We start from the raw sequence: 26,220 nt of genomic DNA, 5'->3' as shown, positions 1-26,220 counted from the left end.
TTAGAAGATGTGTTAATTGATTTAAGAAAAACTAGCATGAAAAAACCAATGGAATTTCAAATACATGATTGATGATGTGTTATTGCAATTTTAAAAAATATATTTAGTAATAATATTATTATTAATAAAGATCTTAAAGAAATGGAACAAGAAGAAATTGCAAGTTTTTTTCCAAACAATGCAAATGATGGCGCTTCATTATCAAAGGTAATTGAAATATTAAACACAAACCCGATAATTCAGGAAAATTTGGGATTTAATTTAAAGAAAATTGATTTAACTCGATTATTTTGAAATAGATTAAATGATATAGAAAAAAGAATGTGGATAAGACATTTAATATGGAAATCTCTTTCTAGACAATCTCCTATTATGTTTGGTGGTTTATTTGATGACGACGAATATGATGATGAAGGATGTGATAGCTCTTATCATGCTGCATTAATTGTTGGAATCAAACCAAATAAAGAAAATATACTTGAAGATACTTATTATGTTAGAGATCCATGAAGAGACAGTGAAGCTGAATTTATTCCAGATCAAACTACAGAAATTTCAATGACGGGGGAACAAATTTTTAATATTTTATTTAATCAAATAGAAAACGGTATCGTATTAATTCATGAAGATGTTTTTTAATTATTTTGTTAAAAATCTATTAGTATTTTTTCATCAATTTGAGAAATGGCAGAACCAGAATTAATAGCAGCTATAGTATAGTAGAATTAAAATATGAAAAAAATATTAAGTCTTTTGGGAACAATAACTTTAATAAAAACAAGTACAACAAATTTAGTTGCTTGTAATAAACCACAATATAACGAAAAAGAATTAGCAGATTTAAAAGAAAAAAATAATATAAAAACAAAAAATGGTATTTTAGAATGAATAGCATATCAAGAAAAACAATTTAATCAAATTGATAATAAATGATATTTTGTTGTGTGGCGTGTTGATGAAAGTGCTGATTGGCGTATTATTAAGTTTAAAAATAATGAAATGACTATTAAAATTGATAATTCTAATAATCGGCAATTGCAGAAAACTGATTTAGGTATGGGAAGAGATTTATATATTACAAATGATTCAGGGGTTGTTAAATATATAACACATTGAACAGATGATAATGGTTCTTACTTTAAATCAGTTTATCGTTGAAATAATGATAGCGAACCAAAAATATATGTTGAAAATAAATTAAAAAGTTATTTAGATTTATAAATCTAAATAACTTTTTATATTTCTAATGTAATTAATGATAATTTTTCATTATTTTTATTAAATAATTGTAAATTATTAATATTAATTTGTTCTTTTGTGGGTCGATAGGAAAATATTAAACTATTTGATTGTTTTAAAAAATTAAGAACTGTGATATTTGAATATGAGTTTTCATCTTCAATGCCATTTTTATACAAATATCATTCATTATCTTCGATTAATTGTAAATATGTATTTCTGTCTTTTCCACTGACTTTAGTTCCGATAGGACAATTTTTGATTAATTCTAAGTTAATATCTTTTCCTTCAGTAATTTTTTCATTTATTTTTTCAATAAAAATATTTATATCATAATTCCCATAACATCATATGCCAGATATTTCGATTTGATTTAAATTAAATAGTTTTTCGTGTTTTAAAAAAGTTATTTTAATACTGTCCTCAACTAAATTTTTAGTTATACTCACTCAATTTGATTTAGAATAAAGTAATTTATTTCATTGAGAAAAATAGTTTAAATAATCTTTTATTTTGTCATTAGAAACAATTAAATTAGTTAAATATTTGCCATATTCACCATCAGATAGTTTAATTTCAGCAGGAATAAGAGAAGGTATATTATTTGTTTCTAATTCACTTGTTATGGATAATCAATTAAAGTAATTTGCTTCTATTGATAAATATAGTTTTCTGAAATATCTTTGTTTTTAACAGTTACTTTAATTTCATAATTTTTATTAATATTATTTTGATTTTTTAAATTTCAATCTGTAATTTGTCCTGTTTTAGGTAAAATAAACAGTGTATTTGGTTCGCTATCATTATTTCAACGATAAACTGATTTAAAGTAAGAACCATTATCATCTGTTCAATGTGTTATATATTTAACAACCCCTGAATCATTTGTAATATATAAATCTCTTCCCATACCTAAATCAGTTTTCTGCAATTGCCGATTATTAGAATTATCAATTTTAATAGTCATTTCATTATTTTTAAACTTAATAATACACCAATCAGCATTTTTATAACCACGCCATACAGCAAAATATCATTTATTATCAATTTGATTAAATTGTTTTTCTTGATATGCTATTCATTCTAAAATACCATCTTTTGTATTTATTTTATTCTTTTCTTTTAGTTCTTTTAATTGTTCTTCGGTGTATTGTAGTGCTATATTTGTATTACAAGCAACTAAACTAATTGTACTTGTTCCAATTAAAGTGATTGTACATAAAAAAGTTAATATATTTTTCATTTTTATAAATTAACTATTTTTGTTTCACTGCTAAAATCTTGTTCAAAACCACAAGTATATTTTGTTACAATTTTTCCTGTTCACGTAATTGAATTATCTTGATTATTTATAGTAATTTCTTTTGGCAAAAGATCATTTTTTTTCAATAAAATCATAATTTCTTTAATAGAAATATTTAATGTTTCATAATTATTATTTTTATTAATTAATACACTAATTGAACCATTAATTTTTTTTGTTAAATTTCAAACATCTTCACAATTATACTTATAAATTTTACTATTATAAATAAGTTTTTTATTAGGGGCAATTGAAATTTGTTGAGATTTAATTGTTTTTTTACTAATTCCTTTTTTTCTTCTTTTCTTATATTTGAAGAATTAAAACGATTTTCTAATGTTATTTCTGTAAAATAAGAACTTTCATTTGAAAAACTATAATCTGTTCTAGTTTCACCAGATAATCTAAATCCACTTCCAAAAAATTTTGCTTCAGCTTTTAATCCAATAGTTATTCCAAAACTGCCTGTATTTCCTGTTGTTTTAGTTGTTGTTTCTGATTTTCCCTGTGTAATACTTAATCCCTTTTGAATTTCAATTGATTTTGTAATTTCTTCACTTATCTCATTGTCTGGAGAATTATAAATTATTTCCTTTTCTGAGGTATTTAATTTTTCTTCGTGATAATTATGAAAGGGCAATAATATTTTTTTTGTTGTTTTGAAAGTGTTTTAATTGCTTTTGTTTCGATATAATTTAAATTATCTAAATTTATACTAGAAATATTTTTAATATTAGAGTTAATATTTTGTTTTTTATAATATATATATGATCCTATTCTTATTTGTTCTTGCAAATTAATAATATCAGACTCAATTAATTCTAATGGATCATATTCATAAACATTATTATCTGATGAACCAAAGTACACTTTATTATTTAAGACAACACCAGAAGAAACAACACTTCTATTTGTATTAATAACTATTTTTTGTTGTCCGATTGCTGGATTATATTCATAAACATTATTATCTCATGAACCAAAGTACACTTTATTATTTAAGACAACACCAGAAGAATCAACACCCCTATTTGTTGTAATTACAATTTTTGTTATTCCAGTAATTTTATTTTCATTATTTTGTCTTTTATTTCTAATTATTAAATTTTCTAAATTATTTTCTTTTTTTTGATAAGGATTAGCGGCAATTGTTGTGGGTACAGTACTTACGCTAATTGTAAATACACTTAATAAACTTAAAAGTTTTTTTATTTAATATAATTTCCTTTCTTATCTTGAAACTTTTTTATCAAGATCCATTGACATTATATATATATATATATATATATACAAGAACTTTTTTTAAATATATTTTAGAAAGGAGGTTAAATATGATTATTATCCTAGTTATATTACACTAATCTGGGCTCGCGGTGATTTTCATAAGTTTGTGAAAAATGCCTTAAAGTTTAAAAAAACTTTTGCCGCACTTTTCAAAATACTTGGGAAAAATTCTAAGCGTTAAGCAAAGAATTTTATAAAGGTTCCCAAATTTGTTTGAAAGAATCTCAAAAACTTTTTTAACTTGTAAGTCATTTTATCACAAAAATTTAAGAAAATCAACCGCTCGCCCAAAACCTAAAAAAATCTGCTATTTCAGATTTAATAAACATATAGATAAAAGTTAAGTGAAATATTCTTTAATTTTATTTCAATAATATTATAATATATTTTAAAATAGTTTTTTTAAAATTTATTTAATAATTTTAAAAAAACTATTTTATATTCCCATTTTAAAACGATATGGATACGAACCATAAAATAAAGCGTCATATGGGTCATGGTACATTTTACTATCGGGTGTGTTTGTTTTGGTGTCACTAAATTTTAATTCACTAATGCACTTATCTAAAAATGGGAAGTTATCTAATATGCCATATATTTTGCCTTGAACAAACATTTTTCTTATTCAGGTTACGCGATTGATTATACCTGCTTCTTTATTAAGAGATGTCTGATGTTTTTTGGCTTTAAACATTTTAATTTTATAGCCTAAATAAGGGTAAATATCTTCTTGTAATTTTTGCATAAAGTCGTGGGCATTAATATCATAATGAAATGTAGCATATTCAAAACCATCAAATTTATCAAATGTATTAATTATTCATTGTCCGTAATATTCAACTATTTCATTTAAATTCATTGCGTTTTTTGGGGTAACAACATTTTCTTCAATTAAATATTTATCATATTCATTATTTTCATTAATTTTATAACCACTAAATAAAAACACTGTATGGTCTTCACTACCATTAGCATAATCCACACCAATTGAATAACTATCAAATTGATATTGTTTTGTATTTGGATTATAAAAATCTTGTAAATTATATTCTTTAATATATTTACGATAATTTCGTAAAACATAAATACTGGGGTCATTATCGTTATATTCAAATCCGTAGTATTCAAGTTCAAATAAATCAGGCCGTTCTTCTTTGTTTGTTAAAACAAGTTTTTTAGTAATATTAGGTATTTTATTTCAAACAGCACCCATTGTTAATCGTAAATTAAAAATACCCAAACCATTAAATGCTTGTTTGTTTTCTGAATATACTTGATTGTGTTCTTTTAAAATATTTTTAATCCTTTCATTTAAAGGTAAATATGGCGTTACAAATTTTTCATAAAAGACATGGTATTTATCAAAAGGATTAAAAGTAAATTGATTAGAATATGTTTTATGAAAATATGTTGTTACTATTATGTATTGTTTTGCTATGTTGTCTCATTCTTGAAATGTCCAAGATAATTCTTTTACTGGAATAGGATTATCTAAATTATATTGTTCATTATCATTTTCATCAGCATATTTTTCATAAGATACTTTTAAACTTTTAGAACGAAACATTGAAACTCTTAAATTATTATATCTTTTATCTAGTTCTTTATCAGTTAAAATTTCTTTTTCTTCAGCATGTATCATTTCATCTGTCCATGCTGATATAATACCACTCCCTTTACCAACTTTTCCCATAATTTTATTACCATTAGCATAACCCGCAAAAGCAATGCGAACACCACTAGGAAAAACAATTTCACCACCTTCTTTAACGTTTTTAGGTCAAACAATACCATTTTCATTGTCGGGTCCTATATCAATCCCATATTTATCATATAAATAGTTACAGACATTAATTGTATCGCCAAATGTAGTATCTTCGTGGGTGTTGGCATATCTTCGTAAAATATTAGATGAAGCATCAGTAAAATTACAAGCAAAAAATAATTTTTCTGCTAGGTGATTTCATGTCTTATTAGTACCACGCCCCGCTGAGACAAACTTAAAAAAACTTGGTGAAGTAAAATATCGGGCATAACTATCACCAACAAAATCTTTAAATATTTCTCAATCAAAACCAAAATTATAGTCACTAAAATTTAAATCATATTTTTTATTTAAATGTTCATAACTAGTAATTCGTTTTTTATTATTAATTTTACTAAATTCTTTCATATTTATTGACCTCTTTATTTTATATATAATACATTATAAGAAAAAATGAAAGGAATTTGTATAAAAATGAGAAAATTTAAACATTTAATATTTGATGAACGAGATTTATTTAAGGATTTATTATTATCTGATACTTGCAAAAAGAAAAATGGCACAATTAATTTATCTGAAATATCAAGACAAATGGGACGCGGAATTAATACCATTAAAAGAGAAATAAATCGATTTAAAAATATACAAGATTATAATCCATATCAAGCACAAAAAGATTATAAGAAAAAGCGTAAAAAATGTATTAAAAAACTACCTGAATTTACAAAAGAGCAATTAGATTTTATTAAAATAAGATTTAATAAATACCACGATACACCCGAACAATTAATTTATCGTTATTTCTTGGAGTTTGGTGTTAAATTTTCTGCTTGTGTTAAAACGTTGTATAAATGAATTCGCTTAGGCGAATTTGGATTAAAAAAAGAAAATACCCCATCGTGGTAAAAAATATAAAACAAAAGGAAAACCTGATAATCGTGGTAAATTAACTAACTTTAAATCAATTTGAGATATTGAAAATAAAGTTTCTAATGTTGGATGATTTGAAATGGATACTGTTGTAGGAAAAGACCATCAATCTAGTAATTTAGTTTTAGTAGAACAATCAAGTAAAAATTATTTTGTAATGAAATTAAAAAATAATACCGCTAATGAAGTTTTAGAAAAATTTAAAGATATTGTTAAAAATAATAATTTAATTGGGAAAATTAAAGGAATAATAACTGATAGAGGAAAAGAATTTAGTAAATGAAAAGAAATGGAAATATTTGCTGAAACACAATTTTATTTTTGTGACCCCGGTAACCACAACAAAAACCATTAATTGAGCATATGAACGGTGAATTTAGATATTGACTTTCTAAGGGAATTGATTTTAATAATATTAGTCAAAAAATGATAGATTGAGTAGTTAATGTTATAAATGATAAACTCCGACCATGTTTAAATTGACTAAGTGCAAAGACAATGTTTTTACAAAATTTTAAATAAATTTATTAGTTAAAATTTAATAAATTATTTTTAGTGTGCTTAAATATGGAAAAAATAAGATAAAATTACAAAAATTTAATTTTTTCTGAAAAAGTTGTTGCAATTTATTAAAAATATTTTATTATTAACTTAACAAGATATAAATTTGCCGTTTATATCTACACAGAGCCAGTTTATAAATCTTATTGTGTTGCTGATTACTATTAATAAGGAATATAACAAAATTTAAAACTAAACCTAAATTATTTATTTAATAATACTGCAAATAAATAACTATTTGTTATTGATTGCTTATTATTTGATTTATTATGTTATCTATTATTTTTTATGGTGGGCTAGATTGTTGACTATTTTTTGATTTTATATTGGAATTGAAAGGAGTAAAAATACTTAATAAGGTCCATAAATATTATTTACAATCTTTATTATATGCTTCTAGATTTTTCTGAGAATAATTTCATTTTTAATTATAAAAATATCAACTTTTTCCTAGTTTGTTTTTAGTTGGTAAATAATTTGTTAATTTTAACTTGCATTTTAAAAGCAAACTTTATATTATTATTTTAACAACTTTAAAAAGCAATTTTTGATGTTACGGGAATTAGGTGTGAATCCTAGGCTGTCCCAGCAACTGTAAAGTGGATGAAAGCTAACATCATTTTATTAAGAAAATATTTCTTGAGAAGGAATAGTGAGTAAAGTGAAACTAAGCCAGTAGACCGATCTAAAAAAACATTGGTAAAATATCAATGCTGCACTTATAGTTATTATCTCTGGGGTTAGATGATTAATTATTTATTAGTGAAAACTATTAAATAATAATTTGAAAGACGTCAAAAAGCGTTTTTTAGTTGTTAATTTAAAGCAGTAATCCTATCAAAAGGTATTATTTAAAAAAGATAATAAATAATAAAATTAATTAATAATTAAGTTTAATAGCATTTGATTAAAAATGGTTTTATTTTTGCTATTGTCTTAAATTATTAATTAAAATAATCGTAGAAATTAAACATCATTTATGTGGATATGCAACAATATTCTTTTTCGTGTTGTTTAAATATCCTTACTTTTTAAATAAAAATAGCATTGATAGGTGTATTTATTGGTAATTAAATTAAGCAGAAAAGAGAGGAATAAAAAAATGACACCACATATTAATGCCAAAAAAGAAGAAATTGCAAAAGTTGTTTTAATGCCGGGAGACCCATTACGGGCAAAAACCGTTGCTGAAAAATATTTAACAAATTTAAAATTAGTAAATGAAGTTCGAAATATGTTAATGTATACTGGCAAATATAAAAACATTGAGGTAACAATTGCTGGAAGTGGAATGGGTTGTCCAAGTATTGGAATTTATTCATACGAATTATTTAAGTTTTATGATGTTGATTATATTATTAGAATTGGTTCAGCTGGAAGTTATAATCCAAATATTAAAGTTTATGATATCTTTAATGTTCGTGAAGCATTTGGCGAAAGTAATTATGCAAAAATTGCAGCTAATATTGATAGTAATTTAATTGCTGCAAGTGAAAAATTATTTAATGAAATTGAAACTGTAGCACAAGCAAAAGGAATTAAAACTCACACGGGAATTGCTCATGCAGCAGATGTTTTTTATCGTTATGATGATTCATTAGACTTTACTCATACTCATAAGTTAGATGTTGTTGAAATGGAATCATATGCTTTGTTTACTAATGCAATTGTTACGCAAAAACATGCAGCAACATTATTAACAGTTTCTGACCATCTTGTAACTAAAGAAGTTACTACAGCATTGGAACGCCAAAATAATTTTATGACAATGGTTGAATTAGCATTAGATACTGCTGTTCAATTAATGGGTTAAAAACGAAAGGAGCAATAAAATGAAAATTGCAGTCTTTGGAACCGTTGGAGCAGGAAAAACAAAAGTTAGTGAAGAATTATGTAAACAATTAAACTATAATTTATTTAAAGAACCATTAGAAGAAAATCCATATTTTAAAGATTTTTACCAAGATATGGAAGGATTTGCCTTTAAAATGCAAATTTATATGTTAATAACAAGAATTGAGCAATTTTTCAACATTGATAATTTAGAGGATACTGTTTTTGACCGCACAATTTTAGAAGACCCTGTTTTTGTGCGAGTTTCCCACTTATTAAAAATTATGAATAAAATTGATTTTAAAGTTTATAATCGTTTTTTTCAAAATGTTATTGTTCCAATTTTGAAGAAAAAGTTAGGCTTTGATGTCATTATTTATTTAAAAGTTTCAACTGAAAAAGCGGTTGAACGAATTAAACAACGTGGGCGTCAATTAGAATTAGAAACCCCATATTATTACTGGGAAAAGTTAAATGAACAATATGAAATTTTATATCATGAATTAAAAAATGATTATAAATTTATTGTTATTGATGCTGACAGTGATGATTTTTCAGAAAAAATAAGCATTATTATGCAACATTTATTACCTCTTGATAATAAAGTTCCTTGTTTAATTTAAAAAATAATTATTATTAATATTTTAATTTAATAAGGAGGAAATTAAAATGAAAAGCACAAATAATAATATAGAAACAAAAAGTTTAAGTAATTTAAGAATTTTAGGACTAGATCCTATTATTTATAATAAAACTGGCCATCCAGGGATTGTATTAAGTGCAGCACCACTGATGCAAGCAATTTATTTAAATAATTTAATTGCTAATCCGGCAGTATCTGATTGAATTAATCGTGATCGTTTTGTATTATCTCCAGGACATGCTTCAACTTTACAATATGCGATTTTACATTTAGCTGGTTATAATTTAACAATTGATGATTTAAAAAATTATCGTCATATTAATTCAAAAACGCCAGCTCATCCAGAATATGGTGTTACTCCTGGAGTGGATAATTCTTCTGGTCCCCTAGGACAAGGAGTTGGCTATGGAGTTGGAATGGCATTAGCTGAACAACATTTAGCAGCTAAATTTAATAAACCAGATTATAAAATCATTGACCATTATACTTATGTTTTATGTAGTGATGGTGATTTGCAAGAAGGCGGAGCAATTGAAGCAATCCAATTAGCTGGGGTATGAAAATTAAATAAATTAATTATGTTATATGATTCAAATGATTGCCAATTAGATACAAAATGTGATGCTGTTTTAAAAATTGATTATCAACGTTTTTTTGAAGCACAAAATTGAAATTATATTCGAATTGAAAACGCAGATGAGGATCTACCAGCAATTCAAAAAGCAATTGAACAAGCGCAAAAATCTGATAAACCAACATTAATTGAATGTAAAACAATTATTGGTTATGGGCATCCAAAACAAGGTTCACCTATGCATTCTTCACCATTTACTCCCGAGGAGATGGAACAAGTAAAAGCATTTTATGATTTTAATCATCCACAATTTTATGTTGATAATAATGTTAAAAAACATTGACAAGATACTTTTGCTAAACGAGGAGCAACAAAATATGAAGAATGAAAGAAAAAAATAACTTCTTACAAAGCAACATTTCGAAAGGAATATGAAGAATTATTTGTAATTCCATCGGTTGATTTAAAAGATTTTGAAGCGTTATTAACAGCTGATAAAGATAAAAAAGCAGGAACACGAATTATTATGGGTGATGTGTTTAAATATTATCAACAAAAGTGTTTAAATAATATGTTTGGAGGTAGTGCTGATTTGGGTACTGCAACCAAAATTATTGGTTATAATGGTTCATGAACAACATCAACACCACAAAATAATAATGTTCATTTTGGAGTGCGTGAATTTGCTGCCGGAACAATTAGCATTGGTGTTGAATTACACCAAGGTTTGAAAGGATTTAATTCAACATTTTTAATTTTTGCTGACTATATGAAACCATGTATTCGAATGGCTTGTATTCAAAACTTACCCGTAATTTTTGCTTTTTCACATGATTCAATCGGTGTTGGTTTTGATGGAAAATCACATCAGCCAGTTGAACAATTAGCAATGCTACGAAATTGTCCGAATTTAAATGTGTTTCGTCCAGCGGATATTAAAGAAGCAATTGGGTGTTTTAAAGCAAGCGTAGAAGCAAAAAGTGCTCCATCAGCTTTAATCTTATCGCGACAAGATACCCCATATCAATTAGCAGAAACATGTTGAAAACAAACGTTAAAAGGGGGATATATTGTTGTTGCTGAAGATGAGACAAAACCATTGGAGGCAATTATTATTGCAACAGGAACTGAAGTAGCACCAGCAATTGTTGCAGCTAAGACAATTAAGAAAAATATTCGTATTGTATCAATGCCCTGTGTTGAATTATTTGAACAACAGTCAAAAGCGTATCGGGAAAAAATTGTACCAAATAATATAACAAAAGTAATTGCAATTGAATTTTCAAATGATTATGTTTGATATAAATTTGTTGGTAAAACGGGCTTAATGTTAGGTGTTGATGATTATGGTTTATCGGGAAGTGCGGATGCTGTTATTAAGTGTAAGCAATTAGATCAAATTTCTATTATTAATAGAATTAAATCATATTTAGGAGAATAATGATTACATTAGAAAAACTATTAGAGTATAAAACTTTTTATGTAATTCGAAATCATAATTATGTTGTTGCTCAACAAATTTGTGAACAGTTAATTAATTTACAAGTTAAATGTTTAGAATTAACTTTCACAATTCCTAATGTTGCAGAATTAATTAGTTTTGTTCGTAACAAGTATCCAACAATTTTAGTTGGAGCAGGAACAGTTTTAACATTAGAACAAGCAATGCAAGCAGCAACAGCCGGAGCTCAGTTTTTAGTAGGTCCAGTTTTTAACCAAGCAGTTAGTGAATATTGTCATCAAAATAATTTACTGTATATTCCAGGGGCAATGACACTACAAGAAGTTAATAATATTGTTAATGCTAAATGAGAAATTATTAAAATTTTCCCAGCAACAGCATTTAAATTAAATTTTATTCAAACAATTAAAACATTTTTTCCAACAAAAGTTTATATGGCTTCAGGAGGAATTAATTTAACAAATTACGAAGAAGCAAAAAACTTAGGATATGATTTAGTTGCTGTCGGTGCTTTTATCACTGGTGATATTAATAGTACAGGTCTTGATATGGAAAAATTTAAAACATTTGAAATAATAATTAATCAATAAAGGAGAAAAAAATATGAGAGATAATAAAAAAGTAATTTACAATGCGGGTAGTATGTTTACTGAGGCCCAATGAAACACAAGAAAACGTGAAGGAGATATGTTGCGTGAAATGTTTCCAGACTTTATTATTGGAAATCCAGTTGATTTTGAAACAAATCAAAAAGAACGTCCTACAAATAAAGCAATTTTTGAATTAGATTATGTTGGTTTAACTGAAGCAGATTATGTAATTTTAGAATTAGATGGTTGAGATTCAGGAACTCATATGGAATTTGGTTTAGTAGTTGAACAAGCAATTCATAATAAAAATAAATATTTATTTCCAATTATTTCTGACTTTCGTTTACATCAAGGAATTTTAAAAGGAGAATATCCTGGTTTTGGTTTAAACGAAATGATTACAGGAGCATTATATTATGAACCATTAAATAATGGTGATGTTCCTCAAATGACATTATGTAATTCGCATAAATTAGCTTGTGAAGCAATTAAAACTATTGAAACGGGAAGAATTGAAGAGTATCGAAAAAAATATGATATTAAAGATATTTTTAAAGAAAGAGATGATACTTTATATCATGGTTTTGATTGTTTTATTTAAATTAATTAATAAATTAATGAAGAGTTATATGATTTATAACTCTTTTTATTATGCTGTGAAATTAATAGAAAAGAATTATAAAAAAATTATAAAAAATAAATATGAAAAAAATATTAAGTCTTTTAAGTTCAAGCGTATTAATTGGAACAAGTACAACCAGTTTAGTTGCTTGTAATACACCACAATATACAGAAAAAGAATTATCAGATTTAAAAGAAAAAAATAATATAAAAACAAACGATGGTATTTTAGAATGAATAGCACCACAAGAAAAACCATTTAATCAAATTGATAATAAATATTATTTTGTTATATGACAACATCCAGATTCATTAGAATTTAAAATAACTAAATTTTTAAATAATTCTTTAGATGCATTTAAAAATAATAAAATTATAGATAGTTATAATAATTATAATCTTGTTTTAACACAATCTCCCAATATTTTTCGTATAAATGATTTAGGGGTAAAGGGTTCTTTTTTTAAAAGGTATTTTATTTATAATTTACCTAGAAAATATTTTAAATCTGTTTATCGTTGAAATAATAATAACGAGCCCAATATAAACGTTGAAAATAAATTAAAAAGTTATTTAGATTTATAAATCTAAATAACTTTTTATATTTCTAATGTAAGTAAAGACAATTTTTCATTGTTTTTATTAAATAATTCTAAATTATTAATATTAATTTGTTCTTTTACAGATGGATAGGAAAATATTACACTATTTGATTGTTTTAGGAAAATAACAACTGCGATATTAGAATAAAAGTTTTCATCTTCAATACCGTTTTTATATAAATATCATGTATCATGTTCGATTAATTGCAAATATGTATTTCTATCTTTTCCACTAACTTTAGTTCCAATAGGACAATTTTTGATTAATTCTAAGTTAATATCTTTTCCTTCAATAGTTTTTTCATTTGATTTATCAACATAAATATTTATATCATAATTTCTATAACCCCATATACCAGATATTTCAATTTCATTTAAATTAAATAGTTTTGGATGCTTATCAAAAGTTATTTTAATATTATCTACAACTAAATTTTTAGTTATTCCCCCTCAATCTGCCTTAGAATAAAGCAATTTATATCATTGTGAAAAATAATTTAAATAATCTTCTATTTTGTGATTAGAAACAATTAAATTAGTTAAATACTTACCATATTCTCCATCTGATAGCTTAATTTCAGCAGGAATTAAAGACGGAATGTTATTTGTTTCTAATTCACTTGTTATTGATAGTCAATTAAAATAATTTGCTTCTAATTGATAAATGGAGTTTTCTGAAATATCCTTATTTTTAATAGTTACTTTAATTTTATCATCATTGTTATTATTTTGTTTTTTTAAATTTCAATCTGTAATTTGTCCTGTTTTTGATGATATAAAAGGTGTGTTTGGCTCACTATTATTGTTTCAACAATAAACAGATTTAAAATATTTTCTAGGTAAATTATAAATAAAATACCTTTTAAAAAAAGAACCCTTTACCCCTAAATCATTTATACGAAAAATATTGGGAGATTGTGTTAAAACAAGATTATAATTATTATAACTATCTATAATTTTATTATTTTTAAATGCATCTAAAGAATTATTTAAAAATTTAGTTATTTTAAATTCTAATGAATCTGGATGTTGTCATATAACAAAATAATATTTATTATCAATTTGATTAAATGGTTGATCATCAGGATAGACCTTTTTTCAATAATTTATTGGCGCTGGCGGAATAGAACCACCAGTAAAATTAAAATATGATGAATTTAATTTAACTTTGCAATTTTCAAATTCTCAATATCCAGTTTCTACCTCTCTTGGATTAGATATTAATTCAAAATAATACGGAGAAAATATTTTAACATCATCATTATATCCTTTATTAATGGCATATTTACTATATGTATAATTTGAAAACATATAGATAACTTGTTTAATTCTTTTTACATATGTTTTATGTAATTCACTTGGATTGTCTAATTTTCATTTTTCAAATAAACCATCAATTACATCTTCTGGTTTTTGTCCTTCGAATTTTTGACGTAATTCTGCTGCTTTATTAGTAGGATTACCTTTTTCATCGTATTTTACCCCTTGAAATTTACGGTCATAATTATAACGATATGTTAAATAATTCAATAAAACTTTATCTAAACCATTTTTATTTATTAAATCTAAAATATCTTTACTTTGAATATAGTTTTTTGCAATACTTCATGATAAAAAACTTTCGGTAAATCAATATTGAAATACTCTTAAATTAGGGTTTGTTTCAATTGGGATTGATAATAATGGTACTAAACTAGCATTTTCAACAATTGAAGATGGATAAGAATAAACACCATTCACATTTCCTCAACATTTAATATTTCCAAATAACATAGATTTAGGGTAGTCGGAAAAAAGCTTAGTTTTTATAAAAATTATAAATAAAGTAATTAAATACAAATTAAAGTAATCGCTTATTAGAACGATTTTTTTATTTGCATTATTCATCAGATAGTATCTTTAAAATTAAAAATTAACCTATTTTGCCCTACAAACTAGTTAATTTTTATAATTTCCTTTCTGTGATTTATTATATTTTTTCGGTTTAACAACTAATAATATCATTTTTAATAAAGGTACTATCTGATGAATAATGCAATACTAAAACTTAATATTTTTTGATGCTTAAAGATGGATAACTCATCTATAGCACGAAGTCTTAAAGAAAGTGTGAAAGCGATTGGATTTACTCTCCTATTTATTTCTTTAATTCTCGACAAGATTAATCACTTGTGAAATGTCAGAGCATGTGTTTTTTGGCTTGTTTTCATAAAAAGTGCTGTTAAACCGAAAAAAACAATATCGGACACTAAAAAACAAGAGGGTTGGAACTCCAAAAGGTTATTTTCTTTGTATAAAGTTGTGTAGGGATGGATGAAGCGTAATTAATAACTGGGTAAACTGTTTTTTGTTTATTTCCGTATGGGGGTAAACTCTATCAAAATATCCTATTCGCCCCCGCTCACTCCCCAAAGTGAAGCGGGCGGCGAAGTAATTAAATACTAAAATAAATTACAAGAATTAATGATATGTGCTTATCCAGTAACTGCAAATAATATTAATGATGAAATTTGATCAACAAATAAAAAAATTAAGGAGTATATATAATGACAGAATATATAATGAAGATTTTAAAAATGTTTTATTAAAATCTTATGATATTACTGATGATATTGAAATCATTAAAACACAATTGCAAAGTGTTTATGATGAATTAATTAAGGTACAAACAGTTAATACTGGGGGCGTACCAAAAGTAGAAAACAAAGAAAACAATATTTTAGATACAGACAATGTATTTAATAAATAGAAAGAAGGAATAAAAATATGGATCCAAAAACAATTTTTGGCGATATTGCTAATCAAACAACACAAAGAGACCGAGAAACATTTGAACAATGATATTTACAAACTTATCAATAAAAATTTAGTTGAGAAGCTTTATTTGCATGAAAAGAAGCAAATAAATTTGGTTTAACATATAAAAGAAAGAAAAATATTAAATATAATGAAGGTTTGGGAAAAGATGGACAAGTATTTAATACCGATGATAATCTTCTAAAATATTCAACAGTAGAATTTGAAGATGGAGTTGTTGAATTAGATACAATTTTAACTTTTGCTCGTAAATTAGACCCTGCAGAAAATGATTTTAATCCTAATCTTTGGGCTGCCGATATTGAGCAAGCAATGAATACTGAAATTGCTTATAAACGCAATAAAATTTTAGAAATTATTAATAAAGGAACAGTTACAACCATTCAAGGCAAAAAAGCAGATGATACAAATGCTTTACAAATTCATGATGAAATTATGGATAAAATATATGAAAACGGCTTTACTCCATCAGAAACAATTGTTTTGAGTGATATAACATAATGACTAATCTTCATAAAAAAGGTGTTGGTAAAAACCTAATATTAAATGCTAATTTAATGCGGGACAGTAAAATATATAATAATAAATTATTAAATATTTTTCATCAAACACCAATTAAATTAAATAAAATTTTAAATCATTTAAACCCAAATTTTTATATTCAAAAAGTAACTAAAAAATTATTAGCCCCAATTGAAAAACAAATAATTACTATTAAACAAAAAGTAATTAGTAAAATTACTGATAAAACTAAAAAAATATTATCTAAATTTGAAACTAAGGCTATTAAAAAAGGTCAATTATTACCTTTTGCTTATGGTTCTGATGTTTTTTAGCAGTTAAAATTGTTCCTTTATCAGTTGCGGGTGAAGTTGCTTTAACAATATATTATAAAAATCCTAAATATGTCCCTATTGTCGTTATGACAACTTTAATCAAAGCAGAACAGTTTGTTTTGGCTCCTGAACCGTTTAAATTCTATATGAAGAGTGAGTGGTTTATTGGTTGGGGATTTAAAAAAACAAGTTTGTTTAATTTAGTTTCTTTTGTCCCACTTGCTTATCAGCAAGTAGTAAAAGATAGTTTTAAAATATATCGGACAATTGCTAAGATATTAAAAATGCAAGAACAATTTAAAAATAACTTTAATAAAGATAAATTGTTAAATACGCTAGAAGATAGTGCGGTTACTAGTTTGTTAGGTAATGGACTAGTATTTCAAGCATATAAACAACTCAGAACAAAACAAGATTTAAACAAAACAATTAAAACAAAAACATTACTAAATAGTAAAAAATTTATATTAAAGAAAATATATTCTAAAAAAGTAAATGATAAGGAGATGATTAAATGTTAAATGAATTATGACAAAATGTTACTTTGGAAAATTATAATAATTTTATTCCAATGACAGGTAAAATTACACAAGTTCCAGTTCATTATAATAAGTTTTTTAAAGGTGATGTAGAATTATGATTTAAAACATTTGCTTTAAGAGCCCAAAATATGATTAATTCTTACTTAAACTATCCATTTTCAAAACTAAAGTTTGAACCATTTAAAGATCCATTATTAAAGAAAATTTGTATTAATATGGTGTTTATTACGATTGAGCATTGAACATTTAACCGCATTCGCATTCCAATTGAATTTTTTACTTCGACAAATATGAGTGTTGGTGATATTAATTATTCATCGCAAAATGACCCTATGATTACTTGACAAGGTCTATTGCCTATCTATGCAAAATCATTGGCTAATTTAACAACTTTAAAGAAAATGTTTCGTACTTTTCAAGAAGAAGGTATTGATTTAACAATGATTGATTTAGAAGCATATTATACTCAATTAGAAGTTGATGCTTTAATAGAAAAAGAAAAAACTAAGATTGACAATAAAACTATTGTTAAAAATAACAATAATGAAATAAATGTTCCCTTTGATAATGATACTATTTTTTATGATAAAACTAATAAAGTTTGAAAATCTAATACTGCTAATATTATTAATCCAGATTCTATAATGAAAACATTAAATCATAATGATTTTGTTATTACTGAGGGTGGTAATAATAAAGGTAAAATATCTGTAACAAACGGTTACAATGATGAATTAGCAATTGATGATCCAACTAGTGGCGGTGAGTTTGTTAATTATATGAGAACACGACAAATTGGAATTAAATTAATGCCTACTCAAAGTGGTAAAGCGAATGCTTTATTTAATCAAAAAACAGGTGAATTAGAAATTTGAGACCCTTCATTTAAAAATAATAATATAATTGCTAACTTTGAAATTATTAAAAAAGTACAACATCAGAATTAAAAATAACTGATGACACATTACCAACTACAAAATATATTAATGAACATTATCAAATTAAAAGTAGTAATTGAGAAATTCTAGATATTACTGATTGAACTCCTAATGTTAGTGAATATCAAATAAAAGATTAAGATAAAAATAAATATAAATATAAAGTATGAGTTAATAATCAATTTTTAAATAGTTTTTATTTATCAACTTATAAAGGATTTACAGGAAATATATCAAGTGGAATAACAACTACTGATAATAAAAATCAAATTGCACAATTAAGAAATAATGGAAAAATTATAATATATTCAAAAAATGCTGCTGCTAAAATGACTAAATTATATATTGAAAAAAAAGCAAGTTAGAAAGGAGATGATTTTATGCCAAAAGTAAATATTAAAGATGTAATTATGTTTTTGAAAATCTTTGGAGTTTCATCATTGTTTTTTGTCACAGGAATTATTATTTGTTTTATAGGAGAAAAAACATTAGGTATTTCTTGACTAGCATATGTTATTGTTTCAGCAATGCTTATAGGAGCTGGAATTATAGTTTTGATTATTGAAACAATTAGATTTATCAAAACACATAACAAAAAACAAAAAGAAGATAGTATTGAAGATGTTATTAAAAAAGAAGATACAAAATAAAGAGGTGATATAAATGGGATTATTACCAGCAAAAAAAAAAAAAAAAAAAGAATATGATATTGATAGTTATTATCTTAATTTAGCATCAAGGATTACTAATCGTAAAAATGTTACTGTTCAAAAACATAATGAGATTTTAGAAAAAAGAATTTGTGAAGATAATGCTAATTTTTTAAATCCGCGAGATTTAGAAATTAGCATTTATAATCCACTTACTAATCAAAAAATAGATACTAAATTAATTAATAGCTTTTTAAAAATGCAGGACTTTACCAATAAGAATTGATATAACGAATATAAAATTAATAAGAATGGTAAAGGTGCATATTTTATTTTTGCTAATAATTCAAAACTTAATTTTATTACTATTGATTTTTACAATGACCAGTATGATGAATTAGGTAATTTAGTATCTTGTACTTTTGATTATGACCCTTATATTAAAAATGACCAGAGTATTTTTATTACTGAAAAATTAGAAATTAATTATGTAACTAAACAAGTAAAAGTTATTAGAAAGTTAAAAACACGATTATACAGTACTATTACCGACTTATATATTGATGATGCTAAATGAAATAACTATACAACATTACAAAAAGAAGAAATATTACCACTTAATTTTATTCCAATTGAAATTATTCCTAATAACCCTAATTTTGAGCCTTCTGCTCATTATGGTAAACAATTTGTTAGTATTTTAGATATTATTGCTGAAAAGATAATGTTAGATTCATTATTAAATAGTGGTAAATTTACTATTAATACTAATGGACTTACTGGTGTGGTTGACCAAGAAATTAGTAAAATGCTGGCATCATTTATTGAAAATGACTTGTTATTAGTTGAAGGAGACCCTGATAGTAATTTTCAACCAGTAGACTATATTGCTGGTAATTTTAAAGGTGAGCAATTAACTAAAATATATGATTGATTATTAACAAATTACTATAAAATAAATCGACATCATGTTCCCGCCATTGCTAAGGGCGCACAACAAACTCAGGCAGAAGTTGCTGGTGTAAATATTCAAACAAACGCATCATACGAACAAATGATATATATTAGAGAAATTAAATTAACTGAATTTATTATTAAGTTAATTAAATATGATAATGCTATTTTAAACAGTAGAACATTCAATATTAAAAATATTGACGAGTTAATTGTTGATGATTGCTTACCAGTAAATGCTACTTTAAACAGACAATTAAAAAACAACGAAACTATTATCAATATGCCTAATAAAGAAGGAGAACAAGAATAATGTTAAAACTATCTGAAAAAATGTTAGCACAATTAGCAGAAAATGATGAACCAATTGATTATTCAATTGATAGTATTCCGTTAGATTTTGCTAGTCAATCGTAGTACAGCGACCTTGATTTAGAACAATTATTTACAGAAGCCCGTGCAAGAACCTTATATATTTATAAAATTAATAATCTTGTTAAGACAAAGCAAAAATCAACCTTAAACTATTCTCAAAATAGCGTTAAAATAGGTTTTATTGACAAAGATGAATATATTAAAATAACTGGTTATGAAATTAGTGATTTTAATTTTAAATTACAAATTCAACAAAACACCACAGTCCAAGATAATAGCACAAGTTATGTAATGATTGATGAAAAAGATATTTTAATTAATGATATTTCAAAACAAGACAAAGAATTTTTAGAAACATTAGACTTAAAAATAGTATCTATTAATGAACCAATTATCGAAGACAATAAAAATGAATCTTATATTATCAAAGAATATAAACGCCCTTATTTACCTGATGGTCAAAATAGTATTCATTTAGTATTACAAAAATCATTGCCCGAAGACACAGTATTTACTGGAATTGAAATTAAATACCCTAAATCAATGTTATTTGGCAATATTAAGTGTTGAGGTAATGTCAATGGTGTTTATTCTTATCCATCTTCAATTGTTGAAAATGATGGTTTAGTATCCTTGTTATCAATGCCCATTGAAACAAATCCTAATTTAAGAGTATTTCAATATTGATTTACCGAAAGTTTTTTACCGTGAAACATTGCCAAAAACTATATTCAAGGAAAAGATATTTTAGATTTATTAGATATTAAAGAATTAAATATTGTTTTGTTAAATTATTTAACATATCGTTATAACTATGATCGAAAATTTCAAGAGGCAAAATACGATGAAAAAGGTAACCCCACTAATAAAGCTGCGCAATTACGCCAAAAATTCGAAGGACAAAAAGCCAAAGATGTTATTGATGGTTTATTTGAAAACTGAAAATTAGATAATTATAAATCTTTAAATGATAATGCTGTTAAAAGATTTAAACAAATTATCTATATGTTATCAAACTACACATATAGTAAAAACGCAATTAATAAAGGTTATAATGATGATATTAAATTATTTTCTCCGTATTATTTTGAATTAATGTCTAACCCAAGAGAGGTAGAAACCGGCTATTGAGAATTTGAACATTGTAAAGTTAAATTAAATTCATCATATTTTAATTTTACTGGCGGGTCTATTCCACCAATACCAATAAATTATTGAGAAGAGGTCTATTCTAATGCTAAACCATTTAAAAAAGTTGATAATAAATATTATTTTGTTGTTTGGCGTGGTAATGAAAATAATGATTGACACATTATTAAATTTAAACATTTTGAACAAAAAGAAAAAGTTTTAGATAAGTATGATAAATATGAACTTAAAACATCACATTTTGGCGGTGATTTATTTATAAAAATGGATTTGTAAGTTATGATTGAAATAAAGATAATGGAACTTATTTTAAATCAGTTTATCGTTGAAATAATGACGATGAACCAAATACACCTTTTATTTGACCAAAAACAGGACAAATTACAGATTGAAATTTAAAAAATCAAAATAATATCAACAACAATGATGATGAAATTAAAGTAACTGTTAAAAACAAAGATATTTCAGAAAACCCTATTTATCAATTAGAAGCAAACTATTTTAATTGATTATCCATAACAAATGAATTAGAAACAAATAATATTCCTTCACTTATTCCAGCAGAAATTAAATTATCAGATGGAGAATATGGCAAGTACTTAACTAATTTAATTATATCTAATGATAAAATAGAAGAATATTTAAACTATTTTTCGCAATGATATAGATTACTTTATTCTAAGGGAATTTGAGCAAATATGACTAAAGATTTAGTTGAAGATACTATTAAAATAACTTATGATAAAAAAGTATTTATTTTAAATCAAATTGAAATATCTGGAATATGGGGTTATGGTAATTATGATATAAATATTTTTATTGAAAAACCAAATGAAAAAATTATTGAAGGAAAAGATATTAACTTAGAATTAATTAAAAGTTGTCCTATTGGAACTAAAATCAGTGGAAAAGATAGAAATACATATTTGCAATTAATGGAAGATGATACATGATATTTATATAAAAATGGTATTGAAGATGAAAAACTCTTATTTAAATAAAGCGGTTGTTGATTTTTAAAACAATCAAATAGTGTAATATTTTCCTATCCACCAACAAAAGAACAAATTAATATTAATAATTTAGAATTATTTAATGTGATACATCACCTTCAACATGACAACCAATATTATATTATAACGCTTGATTTTCAATTCCTTTTTTATTATTTTTAATTAATTCAATAGTCTCTAATAAAAATTTCTTTTTATTATCAATAACATATGGTAAATGACATATTAAAAAATCTAATAATAATTTATAATTTCCAGTAAAGAAATATATTTTTGCTAATTTATATTTTATTCTATGAATTTTGATTCTATTTCGATTTGGGAATAATTGTTTAAATCTATTTGATAAATGAAATTTATCTAAACTATATGATACAGTGTTATTTTTATATTTTGCTTTTACTGCTCTATAAATTTTTTTAATTTGTTTTTCACCATCACTTAATATTAATATTTTAGTATTTTCATTAATATCATAAGTATCCATTGATTTAAAAATTTTATCAATAAAATTATCAATATTAGATTTATCATTTTTATTCATCATTTGAAAAACGCCTTTTTTCTTTTTCATTTTTTTCTGGTTTTTGTTGACTTTTCTTCATCAACATCAACATGCATAGTTGAAAGAAATATTTTATTTTCAACTCTGGTTCAAAAGCCCCGTCAACTTGAATATATAAAACATTATTTGGAATTTTAATTTTATTGTTATTTTTATTACTAATGTAATCGGTTTCTTCTAAATCTACATTTTTAAAAATATTAGATATTGTTCTTTCACTAAGATTAGCGTTTTCAACAGTATCTAAAATATCTTTATATCTTTTTCCATCACCCATAAATGAAGTAATTTTATTTATTAAATTTTATTCATTTCTTTGGTATTTTTTTAAACCTAATTCTTGATCCAAAGGATAGCGATTTATATATTCATTTTTTTCTTCATCATATTTAACATATCTTCTTCTTTTTAAAGGTATATCTCCATCTTCTGTTCTAATTGTTTTTTGATACAACCTTATATCTTGGTATTCTTGTAATATTTGTCCTTGTTGATATAATTTAAATATCTCATTATCTCTTTCAATCAAGAAATTTTTAGTTTCATTTTTTGTTTCTATTCTTTTATTTTCTTTATAATTTCCTAATAAATTTTGTTTTAATTCCATTTTATAATTTTCTTTCGTAATTAAACAATTTTTTAAATTATTATATTTAATACTTCAAATAATTTTATCAAAAAAAGGAGGCTAATTAAAAATGAAAGATTTTACTAAAATTAATAACAAAAAACGAATTACTAGTTATGAACATTTAAATAAAAAATATGATTTAAATTTCAGTGACTATAATTTTGGCTTTGATTGAAAAGTATTTAAAGATTTTGTTGGTGATAGTTATGCCCGATATTTTACTTCGCCAACTTTTTTTAAGTTTGTTTCAGCGGGGCGTGGTACTAATAAGACATGAAATCACATAGCAGAAAAATTATTTTTTGCTTGTAATTTTACCGATGCTTCTTCTAATATTCTACGAAGATATGCCAACACTCACGAAGATACTACATTTGGCGATACAATTAATGTCTGTAACTATTTATATGATAAATATGGGATTGATATAGGACCCGACAATGAAAATGGCATTGTTTGACATAAAAATGTTAAAGAAGGTGGAGAAATTGTTTTTCCTAGTGGTGTTCGCATTGCTTTTGCGGGTTATGCTAATGGTAATAAAATTATGGGAAAAGTTGGTAAAGGTAGTGGTATTATATCGGCGTGAACAGATGAAATGATACATGCTGAAGAAAAAGAAATTTTAACGGACAAAGAACTAGATAAAAGATATAATAATTTAAGAGTTTCAATGTTTCGTTCAAAAAGTTTAAAAGTATCTTATGAAAAATATATAGACGAAAATGATAATGAACAATATAATTTAGATAATCCTATTCCAGTAACAGAATTATCTTGAACATTTTAAGAATGAGACAACATAGCAAAACAATACATAACAGTAACAACATATTTTCATAAAACATATTCTAATCAATTTACTTTTAATCCTTTTGATAAATACCATGTCTTTTATGAAAAATTTGTAACCCCATATTTACCCTTAAATGAAAGAATTAAAAATATTTTAAAAGAACACAATCAAGTATATTCAGAAAACAAAAAAGCATTTAATGGTTTGGGTATTTTTAATTTACGATTAACAATGGGTGCTGTTTGAAATAAAATACCTAATATTACTAAAAAACTTGTTTTAACAAACAAACAAGAGCGACCTGATTTATTTGAACTTGAATACTACGGTTTTGAATATAAGGATAATGACCCCAGTATTTATGTTTTACGAAATTATCGTAAATATATTAAAGAGTATAATTTACAAGATTTTTATAATTCCAATACAAAACAGTATCAATTTGATAGTTATTCAATTGGTGTGGATTATGCTAATGGTAGTGAAGACCACACGGTGTTTTTATTTAGTGGTTATAAAATTAATGAAAATAATTAATATGATAAATATTTAATTGAAGAAAATGTTGTTACCCCAAAAAACGCAATGAATTTAAATGAAATAGTTGAACATTACGGACAATGAATAATCAATACTTTTGATAAATTTTATGGTTTTGAATATGCTACATTTCATTATGATATTAATGCCCACGATTTTATGCAAAAATTGCAAGAAGATATTTACCCTTATTTGGGTTATAAAATTAAAATGTTTAAAGCTAAAAAACATCAAACTTCGTTGAATAAAGAAGCGGGTATAATCAATCGTGTAAGATGAATAAGAAAAATGTTTGTCTAAGGCAAAATATATGGCATTTTAAATAATTTTCCATTTTTAGATAAGTGCATTAGTGAACTAAGATTTAGTGATACCAAAACAAACACACCCGATAGTAAAATGTACCATGGCCCATATGATGCTTTGTTTTATGGTTCTTATCCATATCGTTTTAAAATGGGAATATAAAAAAGGTTTTAAAAACCTTCTAAAATTTATAAATTTTATTTACTTTTTATTTATTAAATAATTAGTATTTAATGATTTTTCTAAACTAGGTGATTTTTCTTGTATTTTATTACCATCATCATTTTTCAATAGTTCAGGATGACAATTTTTATAACTTAATTTAAGATGTTTTCTAACTGAATTAAAATCTAGTATCTCAACTTCAATTTCATCACCAACATCAAAAAAATCTCTAATATCTCTAACAAAGTAATCTGAAATCTCACTAATATGAATTAAACCATCAGCCTTTTCTGCTCTACAAAAAGCACCATAAGGTGTAATGTTTGTTATTTTAACATTAACTTTATTTCCTTTTTTATACATAAAATTAAATATACCTCCTTTCTTTAAATGCTTTAATTATATCATTAAGACTATAAAAATCATTTGCAGGAATTGGGCGAGCGGTTGATTTTCTTAAATTTTTGTGATAAAATAATTTATAAGTTAAAAAAGATTTTGAGATTCTTTCAAATAAATTTGGGAACCTTTATAAA

General features: G+C 24.6%; 32 protein-coding genes, 1 pseudogene and 1 riboswitch. Of the genes and pseudogenes, 22 read left to right on the top strand and 11 right to left on the bottom strand.

The annotated features are described in order from the left end of the window. Nucleotides 1-9: 9 nt before the first annotated feature. Together ACZ91P_RS09775 and ACZ91P_RS09770 are read left to right on the top strand one after the other, a co-directional pair. The gene (locus ACZ91P_RS09775) at nt 10-639 is read left to right on the top strand and encodes a hypothetical protein (protein ID WP_465155546.1); all 630 of its coding nucleotides are present in this window, start codon (nt 10-12) and stop codon (nt 637-639) included. A gap of 93 nt (nt 640-732) precedes the next feature. Next, complete coding sequence (locus tag ACZ91P_RS09770; protein WP_465155544.1) at nt 733-1,221, top strand: lipoprotein; 489 nt, start codon at nt 733-735, stop codon at nt 1,219-1,221. A gap of 14 nt (nt 1,222-1,235) precedes the next feature. Here the strand turns inward: ACZ91P_RS09770 and ACZ91P_RS09765 are convergent, their stop codons facing one another. Then, a complete protein-coding gene (locus tag ACZ91P_RS09765; protein WP_465155541.1) occupies nt 1,236-1,688 on the bottom strand; it encodes a hypothetical protein in 453 nt (150 codons plus the stop codon). Nucleotides 1,689-1,752: 64 nt separating this feature from the next. On the opposite strand from ACZ91P_RS09765, the gene ACZ91P_RS09760 reads away from it, so the two are divergent. Further along, complete coding sequence (locus ACZ91P_RS09760) at nt 1,753-1,884, top strand: hypothetical protein (protein WP_465155538.1); 132 nt, start codon at nt 1,753-1,755, stop codon at nt 1,882-1,884. Between the two features lie 7 nt (nt 1,885-1,891). On the opposite strand, the gene ACZ91P_RS09755 is transcribed toward ACZ91P_RS09760, so the two are convergent. The 5 genes from ACZ91P_RS09755 to ACZ91P_RS09735 form a co-directional block, all read right to left on the bottom strand. After that, nucleotides 1,892-2,482 (bottom strand): hypothetical protein, encoded by a 591-nt coding sequence (locus ACZ91P_RS09755; RefSeq protein WP_465155536.1) that lies wholly within the window; start codon nt 2,480-2,482, stop codon nt 1,892-1,894. A 2-nt stretch (nt 2,483-2,484) separates the two neighbouring features. Then, nucleotides 2,485-2,637 carry a hypothetical protein gene (locus ACZ91P_RS09750; protein ID WP_465155533.1) on the bottom strand — a complete coding sequence of 51 codons (153 nt, stop codon included), beginning with the start codon at nt 2,635-2,637 and terminating at the stop codon, nt 2,485-2,487. Nucleotides 2,638-2,720: 83 nt separating this feature from the next. After that, on the bottom strand, nt 2,721-3,182 hold the full coding sequence (locus ACZ91P_RS09745) for a hypothetical protein (protein ID WP_465155531.1): 462 nt from the start codon (nt 3,180-3,182) through the stop codon (nt 2,721-2,723). Then, the gene (locus tag ACZ91P_RS09740; RefSeq protein ID WP_465155529.1) at nt 3,149-3,532 is read right to left on the bottom strand and encodes a hypothetical protein; all 384 of its coding nucleotides are present in this window, start codon (nt 3,530-3,532) and stop codon (nt 3,149-3,151) included. The genes ACZ91P_RS09745 and ACZ91P_RS09740 overlap by 34 nt, the downstream gene beginning before the upstream one ends. A gap of 730 nt (nt 3,533-4,262) precedes the next feature. Then, nucleotides 4,263-5,999, bottom strand: a complete 1,737-nt coding sequence (locus ACZ91P_RS09735) for a hypothetical protein (RefSeq protein WP_465155526.1) — start codon at nt 5,997-5,999, stop codon at nt 4,263-4,265. A 66-nt stretch (nt 6,000-6,065) separates the two neighbouring features. Here ACZ91P_RS09735 and ACZ91P_RS09730 point away from each other — a divergent pair. The 7 genes and pseudogenes from ACZ91P_RS09730 to ACZ91P_RS09700 all read left to right on the top strand — a co-directional run bounded on the left by ACZ91P_RS09730 (nt 6,066) and on the right by ACZ91P_RS09700 (nt 13,390). Beyond that, nucleotides 6,066-7,043: pseudogene (locus ACZ91P_RS09730) on the top strand (IS30 family transposase). 570 nt (nt 7,044-7,613) lie between these two features. After that, nucleotides 7,614-7,785: riboswitch (cobalamin riboswitch) on the top strand. A gap of 399 nt (nt 7,786-8,184) precedes the next feature. Further along, entirely contained in the window at nt 8,185-8,895 is a 711-nt protein-coding gene (gene deoD, locus ACZ91P_RS09725; RefSeq protein WP_338988813.1) for a purine-nucleoside phosphorylase, read from the top strand. Nucleotides 8,896-8,914: 19 nt separating this feature from the next. Further along, nucleotides 8,915-9,538 carry a deoxynucleoside kinase gene (locus tag ACZ91P_RS09720; RefSeq protein ID WP_465155523.1) on the top strand — a complete coding sequence of 208 codons (624 nt, stop codon included), beginning with the start codon at nt 8,915-8,917 and terminating at the stop codon, nt 9,536-9,538. Between the two features lie 46 nt (nt 9,539-9,584). Further along, nucleotides 9,585-11,573 carry a transketolase family protein gene (locus ACZ91P_RS09715; protein WP_465155521.1) on the top strand — a complete coding sequence of 663 codons (1,989 nt, stop codon included), beginning with the start codon at nt 9,585-9,587 and terminating at the stop codon, nt 11,571-11,573. Further along, nucleotides 11,573-12,184, top strand: coding sequence for a bifunctional 4-hydroxy-2-oxoglutarate aldolase/2-dehydro-3-deoxy-phosphogluconate aldolase (locus tag ACZ91P_RS09710; protein WP_465155518.1), 612 nt, complete (start codon nt 11,573-11,575; stop codon nt 12,182-12,184). The genes ACZ91P_RS09715 and ACZ91P_RS09710 overlap by 1 nt, the downstream gene beginning before the upstream one ends. 13 nt (nt 12,185-12,197) lie before the next feature. Next, a complete protein-coding gene (locus ACZ91P_RS09705) occupies nt 12,198-12,785 on the top strand; it encodes a nucleoside 2-deoxyribosyltransferase (protein ID WP_465155516.1) in 588 nt (195 codons plus the stop codon). A gap of 101 nt (nt 12,786-12,886) precedes the next feature. Then, nucleotides 12,887-13,390 (top strand): lipoprotein, encoded by a 504-nt coding sequence (locus ACZ91P_RS09700; protein ID WP_465155514.1) that lies wholly within the window; start codon nt 12,887-12,889, stop codon nt 13,388-13,390. A 14-nt stretch (nt 13,391-13,404) separates the two neighbouring features. Here ACZ91P_RS09700 and ACZ91P_RS09695 read toward each other — a convergent pair whose 3' ends face one another. Next, on the bottom strand, nt 13,405-15,180 hold the full coding sequence (locus ACZ91P_RS09695; protein ID WP_465155512.1) for a hypothetical protein: 1,776 nt from the start codon (nt 15,178-15,180) through the stop codon (nt 13,405-13,407). Nucleotides 15,181-15,907: 727 nt separating this feature from the next. Here ACZ91P_RS09695 and ACZ91P_RS09690 point away from each other — a divergent pair. The 9 genes from ACZ91P_RS09690 (at nt 15,908) to ACZ91P_RS09650 (ending at nt 22,669) form a co-directional block, all read left to right on the top strand. After that, on the top strand, nt 15,908-16,156 hold the full coding sequence (locus ACZ91P_RS09690; RefSeq protein ID WP_465155509.1) for a hypothetical protein: 249 nt from the start codon (nt 15,908-15,910) through the stop codon (nt 16,154-16,156). Between the two features lie 206 nt (nt 16,157-16,362). Continuing rightward, on the top strand, nt 16,363-16,725 hold the full coding sequence (locus ACZ91P_RS09685; RefSeq protein WP_465155507.1) for a hypothetical protein: 363 nt from the start codon (nt 16,363-16,365) through the stop codon (nt 16,723-16,725). Further along, the gene (locus ACZ91P_RS09680; RefSeq protein ID WP_465155504.1) at nt 16,725-17,060 is read left to right on the top strand and encodes a hypothetical protein; all 336 of its coding nucleotides are present in this window, start codon (nt 16,725-16,727) and stop codon (nt 17,058-17,060) included. The genes ACZ91P_RS09685 and ACZ91P_RS09680 overlap by 1 nt, the downstream gene beginning before the upstream one ends. 86 nt (nt 17,061-17,146) lie before the next feature. Continuing rightward, a complete protein-coding gene (locus tag ACZ91P_RS09675) occupies nt 17,147-17,581 on the top strand; it encodes a hypothetical protein (RefSeq protein ID WP_465155501.1) in 435 nt (144 codons plus the stop codon). Continuing rightward, nucleotides 17,575-18,549 (top strand): hypothetical protein, encoded by a 975-nt coding sequence (locus ACZ91P_RS09670; protein ID WP_465155498.1) that lies wholly within the window; start codon nt 17,575-17,577, stop codon nt 18,547-18,549. The genes ACZ91P_RS09675 and ACZ91P_RS09670 overlap by 7 nt, the downstream gene beginning before the upstream one ends. A 371-nt stretch (nt 18,550-18,920) precedes the next feature. After that, a complete protein-coding gene (locus ACZ91P_RS09665; RefSeq protein WP_465155496.1) occupies nt 18,921-19,190 on the top strand; it encodes a hypothetical protein in 270 nt (89 codons plus the stop codon). Nucleotides 19,191-19,203: 13 nt separating this feature from the next. Beyond that, nucleotides 19,204-20,457, top strand: coding sequence for a hypothetical protein (locus ACZ91P_RS09660; protein ID WP_465155493.1), 1,254 nt, complete (start codon nt 19,204-19,206; stop codon nt 20,455-20,457). Nucleotides 20,458-20,810: 353 nt separating this feature from the next. Beyond that, nucleotides 20,811-21,944: a hypothetical protein gene (locus ACZ91P_RS09655; RefSeq protein WP_465155491.1), complete on the top strand. Its 1,134-nt coding sequence runs from the start codon at nt 20,811-20,813 to the stop codon at nt 21,942-21,944. 422 nt (nt 21,945-22,366) lie between these two features. Then, a complete protein-coding gene (locus tag ACZ91P_RS09650; RefSeq protein ID WP_465155489.1) occupies nt 22,367-22,669 on the top strand; it encodes a hypothetical protein in 303 nt (100 codons plus the stop codon). Between the two features lie 133 nt (nt 22,670-22,802). On the opposite strand, the gene ACZ91P_RS09645 is transcribed toward ACZ91P_RS09650, so the two are convergent. Genes ACZ91P_RS09645 through ACZ91P_RS09635 form a run of 3 tightly spaced genes read right to left on the bottom strand, consistent with a single transcriptional unit; the run spans nt 22,803 to nt 23,853 of the window. Further along, nucleotides 22,803-23,228 carry a hypothetical protein gene (locus tag ACZ91P_RS09645; RefSeq protein WP_465155487.1) on the bottom strand — a complete coding sequence of 142 codons (426 nt, stop codon included), beginning with the start codon at nt 23,226-23,228 and terminating at the stop codon, nt 22,803-22,805. Then, a complete protein-coding gene (locus ACZ91P_RS09640) occupies nt 23,218-23,523 on the bottom strand; it encodes a hypothetical protein (RefSeq protein WP_465155484.1) in 306 nt (101 codons plus the stop codon). The genes ACZ91P_RS09645 and ACZ91P_RS09640 overlap by 11 nt, the downstream gene beginning before the upstream one ends. Nucleotides 23,524-23,550: 27 nt before the next feature. Continuing rightward, on the bottom strand, nt 23,551-23,853 hold the full coding sequence (locus tag ACZ91P_RS09635) for a hypothetical protein (protein WP_465155481.1): 303 nt from the start codon (nt 23,851-23,853) through the stop codon (nt 23,551-23,553). Nucleotides 23,854-23,944: 91 nt separating this feature from the next. Here ACZ91P_RS09635 and ACZ91P_RS09630 point away from each other — a divergent pair, with 91 nt between their 5' ends. The 3 genes from ACZ91P_RS09630 (at nt 23,945) to ACZ91P_RS09620 (ending at nt 25,513) form a co-directional block, all read left to right on the top strand. Then, nucleotides 23,945-24,667: a hypothetical protein gene (locus ACZ91P_RS09630; RefSeq protein WP_465155478.1), complete on the top strand. Its 723-nt coding sequence runs from the start codon at nt 23,945-23,947 to the stop codon at nt 24,665-24,667. A 210-nt stretch (nt 24,668-24,877) separates the two neighbouring features. Beyond that, the gene (locus ACZ91P_RS09625; RefSeq protein ID WP_465155475.1) at nt 24,878-25,210 is read left to right on the top strand and encodes a hypothetical protein; all 333 of its coding nucleotides are present in this window, start codon (nt 24,878-24,880) and stop codon (nt 25,208-25,210) included. Nucleotides 25,211-25,258: 48 nt separating this feature from the next. Then, a complete protein-coding gene (locus ACZ91P_RS09620; RefSeq protein ID WP_465155473.1) occupies nt 25,259-25,513 on the top strand; it encodes a hypothetical protein in 255 nt (84 codons plus the stop codon). 207 nt (nt 25,514-25,720) lie between these two features. Here ACZ91P_RS09620 and ACZ91P_RS09615 read toward each other — a convergent pair whose 3' ends face one another. Then, on the bottom strand, nt 25,721-26,047 hold the full coding sequence (locus tag ACZ91P_RS09615) for a S1 RNA-binding domain-containing protein (RefSeq protein WP_465155471.1): 327 nt from the start codon (nt 26,045-26,047) through the stop codon (nt 25,721-25,723). Nucleotides 26,048-26,220: the final 173 nt, after the last annotated feature.

It is taken from the genome of Spiroplasma endosymbiont of Halictus nicosiae (genome assembly GCF_978018445.1).
This window is presented reverse-complemented; position numbering and strand designations above follow the sequence as displayed.